This window comes from Anaerotignum sp., from assembly GCF_045122575.1.
In the GTDB taxonomy this organism is placed as follows: domain Bacteria; phylum Bacillota; class Clostridia; order Lachnospirales; family Anaerotignaceae; genus Anaerotignum_A.
Genome location: NZ_JBGVHV010000167.1, coordinates 1 through 5,067 on the forward strand (window position 1 = coordinate 1; position 5,067 = coordinate 5,067).

Consider the following 5,067-nt stretch of genomic DNA (forward strand, 5'->3'; position numbering starts at 1 on the left):
TGTCATTCTCCGATTTTTTTCCTCTACGGTCAGGGGTTTTTTACCGTCTTTTTCCGCAGAAAAAGCGTTGCGGATGTTATTCACATAAAATCCGTTGTCTTCCACAGGGAGGGGCTCAATGCGATAAGCCAGTTTTCTGGGCTCTCCTTCCGTAAATTTTGCAACGTGCGGGCCAAGAGAATGCAAATAGAATCCTTCCGCTGCCATATCGGAAAGCCAGCTTTCCATAGCAGGAATGTTCATAAGATTGACAGGGATGAGTTTTCTTTTATATTTCATATTGGTCATCCTTTCTTTCATAAGGATTTTTCTGCTTCTGCATCGGCAATACACATCCGCAGGCGGGTTACTTCTTCTGCGTAGAAGCCGCGGCCTTTTTCTGTGATGCGGTAGGTGCGTTTTCGGCCCTCCACTGCCGTTTCTTCAATGAGTTTTTCTTCTTCAAATTTGCCAAGGATGGTATAAAGGGTGCCGGGGCCGATGCTGACGCGGTTTTTCGTCCGTTCTCCGATGAACTGAACGATGTCAGCACCGCACATTTCCTGCCGCTGAAAGGCCATCAGCACATAAAACATGGTTTCTGTTAAAACTTCTAGTGATTTTTTTGCCATAGGCATGGCTCCTCTCAAACTATGATATCGAGTATCGATATTGTTGTACTTTTATGATAATATCGATATTCGATATCGTCAATAGGTGTAATGAAATCTTAAGAAATAAAAAAGAACACCGACTGTTCGGCGTTCTTTCGGGCTTGCTTATTTTTTGCGGCATTCTCCGCAGGTACCATAGAGGATGAGCTGTTCCATTTCCACTTCGAAATCCAGATCAGGTACCAGTTTTTTTGTGACATCTGTCAGTTCTTCCATATGCAGATCATCTACTTTATTGCAGACTTTGCAAACGGTATGAGGATGACACTTCACCACAGCGTCATAACGGGAACTGGGTTCGCCTACATTCAGTTCCTGTACCAGACCCAGCTGTTTGAAGAAATCCAGTGTTTTATACACGGTAGCAAGGCTCATGGTAGGGTTGGTAGGTTCCAGCGTTTTATAGATCATTTCCGCATTGGGATGCTCTGTGGTGCTCATGAGCATATTATAAACGGCAATGCGCTGTGGGGTGACTTTCAGTCCTTTTTCTCGCAGGATCTGAGCAATCTCTTTCATACTTCCACACCCCTTCTAAATAATAACTATTGTTATTTAATAATAATAGAAATTATCCGTTACGTCAATAGTAAAATATACCAAAACGGAAGGGATTATTCCTTTTTTTGGAAAGTGCCGGCGGTTGTGTTTTTATTTTTCCTGTGTTATGATGGGTTTTGAAAGAAAGGAAGGATGGCGTATGCATATTGTTTTGCTGGAACCGGAAATCCCCCAGAATGCAGGAAATATCGCCCGCACCTGCGCGGTGACCAATTCTGTACTTCATCTGATCAAACCCCTGGGGTTTTCCGTGGAAGATAAATATTTGAAACGGGCAGGGCTGGATTACTGGAAACTTCTGGACATCCGTTATTATGAAAATTTTCAGGATTTCTGTGAAAAGAATCCCGGAGCGAAAATCTGGATGGCCTCTACCAAAGCCCGTCATGTTTATTCCGATGTGACCTATGGGGCGGATGATTACGTCATGTTTGGCAGGGAAAGCGCAGGCATCCCCGAAGAAATCCTGATGGCTCACGAAGCCAACACCATCCGTATTCCCATGCTGGAAGCGGCAAGAAGTCTGAATCTGTCCAATTCTGTTGCCATCATCATTTATGAAGCCATGCGTCAGCAGGGCTTCCCCGGTATGCTGATGGAAGGGCAGCTGCATCACAACAAATGGTAATAAAAAAGAACGTACTCGTGGAGTACGTTCTTTTTTTATTCTTCCGCAGGAGCAGTTTCTTCCGCAGGGGGAGCGGGAGGTTCTGCTGCGGGGAATTTCATATAGGCCTTAAAGAGATCCCCTTCGATCTCCAGCGAGAATTTTCCTTTCTGCAGATGCACAAGGGACTGGGCAATATTCAGTCCCAGACCGCTGCCTTCCGTATGACGGGAACTGTCGCCGCGGACGAAGCGTTCCATCAGTTCTTCCGCAGGGATATTCAGGGCGTCTTTGCTGATATTTTTCATGGAAACCGTTACAACTCCCTGCTCCTGTTTCAGGTCGATATAGACCCGCGTGCCTGTCTGGGAATATTTGCAGGCGTTGCTCAAAAGGTTACTGAGGACGCGCCAGGTCAGATTACCGTCCGCCATGGCATAGACAGGGGCATCCGTTCCGTTGATGACGACTTCCAGCTGGGATTGTTTCAGTTTTTCCTCATATTCTGCCACAGCCTGGGCGGTCAGTTCGCCCAAGTCCGTAGGGGCAAGGTTCACTTTCAGGTTGCCTGTGGAGGCTTTGGAGGCTTCCACCAAGTCCTCCGTCAGTTTTTTCAGCCGTCGGGACTGTCTTTCCAGCACTTCGATATATTCCGCCGCCTGCCCCGTCAGTTCCTCTTTTTTCAGCAGATCCACATAGTTGATGATAGAGGTCAGAGGGGTTTTGATATCGTGGGAGACGTTGGTGATGAGTTCTGTTTTCAGTCGTTCACTTTTCATTTTCTGATGCAGGGCAATGGAAAAGCCCTTGGAAACGCTGTTCAGATGTTCCCCGTGTTTGCGGAAAGGGGGATACATCCGTAGGGTGTCGATCTTATTGCTCAGGTTGCCCTTTGCCAGTGCTTCGCCGCCTTCCTGCAGTTTCTGCAGCTGGGCTGCGGCGGTGCAGAAAACAAAGAGCAATACCAGATTGAGGATGACTGCTCCGAATCCGCCGCCGATATAGACGCAGGAAACGATCAGCCATACGGCTGCCACCTTCCACATGGCAGGAATGGCCTTCAGCCCATCCCAGAACCATGCAAACAGTTTGCTGCACAGAAGAAGGATTTTATAGCAGAGGGTGTTCTGATAAAAATATCTGCCCAGTTTGATGCGGGTGGCACAGGTCAGGATGGTTGCCAGTGCCAGTATGGAAATGATCAGAAGTCCGACCAGACCAACGAAAACAGCTTCCATATAGGTGAAAGGATTTCCGTTCAGCACCATGACACCGATGCCCAGACTGCCGCCAATAGAAAGGAGCAGGTATAAGTCGAGGGGGATTCTGTCCTGTAAGTTCAGCGTGATCTCCTCTTTGTCGGCCTGATGACCTGCGGCACACAGAAGGAATACAAAGCTTAGAGCAAATACCAGCAGGCTGATGCCGAAAAGGGGCAGCAGAATGCTGTAAGTGTCATAAAGATCCTGATGGATCCAGAAAGACATCCAGTAATCATCGGAAACGGTAGGAGGCTCTGCGAGATATCCTTCCACGATGACTTCCAGTTCTTCCTTTCCGCCGGACAGTTCATCGAAGACTTCTTTGGACAGGAGCCCGTTGTCGGGAATCAGAAGGAATTGGCTGGTGTCTACCAAAACAGTCGTTTCGTTTTCTCCGAGGGTATCCAGAAGAGGGACGCCCTCTGCCGTATTCAGGCGATAGCGGAAATTGGTATTTTCGGGCGCAAAGGCTTCCTGATCTCCGGGGCTCCATGCGCCTGTATTGATGTGGTCGATGAGGCCGATGGCATATTGATAGGTGATATGCTGGCAGGAGGATGTTTTGTGGTAGGGTCTTGCGTTGTTGCCGTAAAACCCGTGTTCGTAGGCATAATATACCCCTGCGCCGCTGCCGACCGTTCCGAAGCCTGCAAGGATGACCAGAAAACAGGCGATGATCTTTGCCCCAAGGTTATGGGTGAGTTTTGTCATTTACTCGCCTCCTTTTCGATTTTATATCCCAGTCCCCATACTACCTTCAGGTAACGGGGTTCAGAGGGATTGATCTCTATTTTTTCCCGTAGATGACGGATATGTACGGCTACCACACTGCCGGAGCCACAGGCATCTTCGTTCCAGATGCGTTCGTAAATTTGCGCAGAGGAAAACACTCTGCCGGGATTTTCCATCAAAAGCTTCAGGATGTTGTATTCACTGGGGGTCAGATTGATGGTTTCTCCGTCTACGGTTACGATCTTTGCATCATCATCCATGACAATGCTGCCGATGGTCAGTTGAGAGGCTTTTTTTGCCATGCCACCCAGAGAGGTATAACGGCGCAGCTGAGAGCGTACCCTTGCCATGACCTCGATTGGGTTGAAGGGCTTGGTGATGTAATCATCCGCGCCCATATTCAGACCGAGAATTTTGTCGGTATCTTCGCTTTTGGCTGTCAGCAGGATGATGGGGATGTTGGAGGTTTCCCGCAGTTTGGCTGTGGCGGTGATGCCATCCATCAGGGGCATCATAATATCCATGAGGATGAGATGGATGTCGTGCTTTGCCACAACCTCCAGCGCCTCCTGCCCTGTGGATGCGGTGAAGATATTGTAGTTTTCTGTGGATAAATAAATGGATAATGCGGAAACGATATCCTTTTCGTCGTCGCAGATGAGAATATTGTACATAATGGTTTGCACCTCCGTCATGCTGTGATTTTATTGTATCTGACCGGTTTTAAGAAATCGGCAGGAAAAATTTTAAGATTTCATTAAATTATATATTTTTCTGAAAAAAGTGTAGCATATTCGGAAGGCGTTTTGGGGGAAGAGGGGAAATCGTAAGATTTTCTTAAACTTTTTGGAAAAATATTGTTGGGGGGCGGCTTTTTTGCTATGCTGAAAAAAAGGAGGTGTGCCCATGAAGGAGAGAAAATGGCTGCTGATGGGGGCGGCGTTTCTATGCATAGTATTGTTTCTGGGAGTGTTTCGGGTGCAGACGATTGCAGCATTTACCAGAATGAAAGATTGGGAAAATGTTGTGGAAATAGAAATCATACGTCATTGTGCGGAGGATGCGGCAGTGCTGCATCTGGAGGAAAATGAGGGCATTGCGACAGTGGCGGCAATGCTGCAGGAGACAGAATGCAAGTTTGATGGAATTTATTTTTCTGTCATTCGTTTTCCGGGCGCAGCGACAGAATGGAAAGTATATGACGTGACCTTTTTTGGCGAAAAAAATGCTGTTCTTGGCAGTTTTACGGGGG

General features: G+C 47.5%; 6 protein-coding genes and 1 pseudogene. 2 read left to right on the forward strand and 5 right to left on the reverse strand.

What is annotated here, in order from left to right; all coding sequences use genetic code 11:
- From ACJMLT_RS08285 to ACJMLT_RS08295, 3 genes and pseudogenes are all read right to left on the reverse strand, one after another.
- Window positions 1-279 (reverse strand): annotated as a pseudogene (locus ACJMLT_RS08285) (hypothetical protein); the annotation flags it as partial.
- A gap of 17 nt (window positions 280-296) precedes the next feature.
- Complete coding sequence (locus tag ACJMLT_RS08290) at window positions 297-611, reverse strand: PadR family transcriptional regulator (RefSeq protein ID WP_405729311.1); 315 nt, start codon at window positions 609-611, stop codon at window positions 297-299.
- Window positions 612-758: 147 nt separating this feature from the next.
- Window positions 759-1,172 (reverse strand): Fur family transcriptional regulator, encoded by a 414-nt coding sequence (locus tag ACJMLT_RS08295; protein ID WP_405729314.1) that lies wholly within the window; start codon window positions 1,170-1,172, stop codon window positions 759-761.
- Between the two features lie 181 nt (window positions 1,173-1,353).
- Between ACJMLT_RS08295 and ACJMLT_RS08300 the strand changes: the two genes are divergently transcribed.
- Entirely contained in the window at window positions 1,354-1,842 is a 489-nt protein-coding gene (locus tag ACJMLT_RS08300) for a tRNA (cytidine(34)-2'-O)-methyltransferase (protein WP_405729317.1), read from the forward strand.
- 35 nt (window positions 1,843-1,877) lie between these two features.
- On the opposite strand, the gene ACJMLT_RS08305 is transcribed toward ACJMLT_RS08300, so the two are convergent.
- Window positions 1,878-3,794 carry a sensor histidine kinase gene (locus ACJMLT_RS08305; protein ID WP_405729320.1) on the reverse strand — a complete coding sequence of 639 codons (1,917 nt, stop codon included), beginning with the start codon at window positions 3,792-3,794 and terminating at the stop codon, window positions 1,878-1,880.
- Complete coding sequence (locus ACJMLT_RS08310; protein ID WP_405729324.1) at window positions 3,791-4,489, reverse strand: response regulator transcription factor; 699 nt, start codon at window positions 4,487-4,489, stop codon at window positions 3,791-3,793. The genes ACJMLT_RS08305 and ACJMLT_RS08310 overlap by 4 nt, the downstream gene beginning before the upstream one ends.
- Window positions 4,490-4,721: 232 nt before the next feature.
- Here ACJMLT_RS08310 and ACJMLT_RS08315 point away from each other — a divergent pair.
- On the forward strand, window positions 4,722-5,067 hold a 346-nt coding region (locus tag ACJMLT_RS08315), incomplete at its 3' end, for a hypothetical protein (protein WP_405729327.1).

Excerpts from the sequence above, each read along its gene's own strand:
- ACJMLT_RS08300 (WP_405729317.1), top strand. The coding sequence starts at position 1,354 with ATGCATATTGTTTTGCTGGAACCGGAAATCCCCCAGAATGCAGGAAAT.
- ACJMLT_RS08305 (WP_405729320.1), bottom strand. The coding sequence starts at position 3,794 with ATGACAAAACTCACCCATAACCTTGGGGCAAAGATCATCGCCTGTTTT.
- ACJMLT_RS08310 (WP_405729324.1), bottom strand. The coding sequence starts at position 4,489 with ATGTACAATATTCTCATCTGCGACGACGAAAAGGATATCGTTTCCGCA.
- ACJMLT_RS08290 (WP_405729311.1), bottom strand. The coding sequence starts at position 611 with ATGGCAAAAAAATCACTAGAAGTTTTAACAGAAACCATGTTTTATGTG.
- ACJMLT_RS08295 (WP_405729314.1), bottom strand. The coding sequence starts at position 1,172 with ATGAAAGAGATTGCTCAGATCCTGCGAGAAAAAGGACTGAAAGTCACC.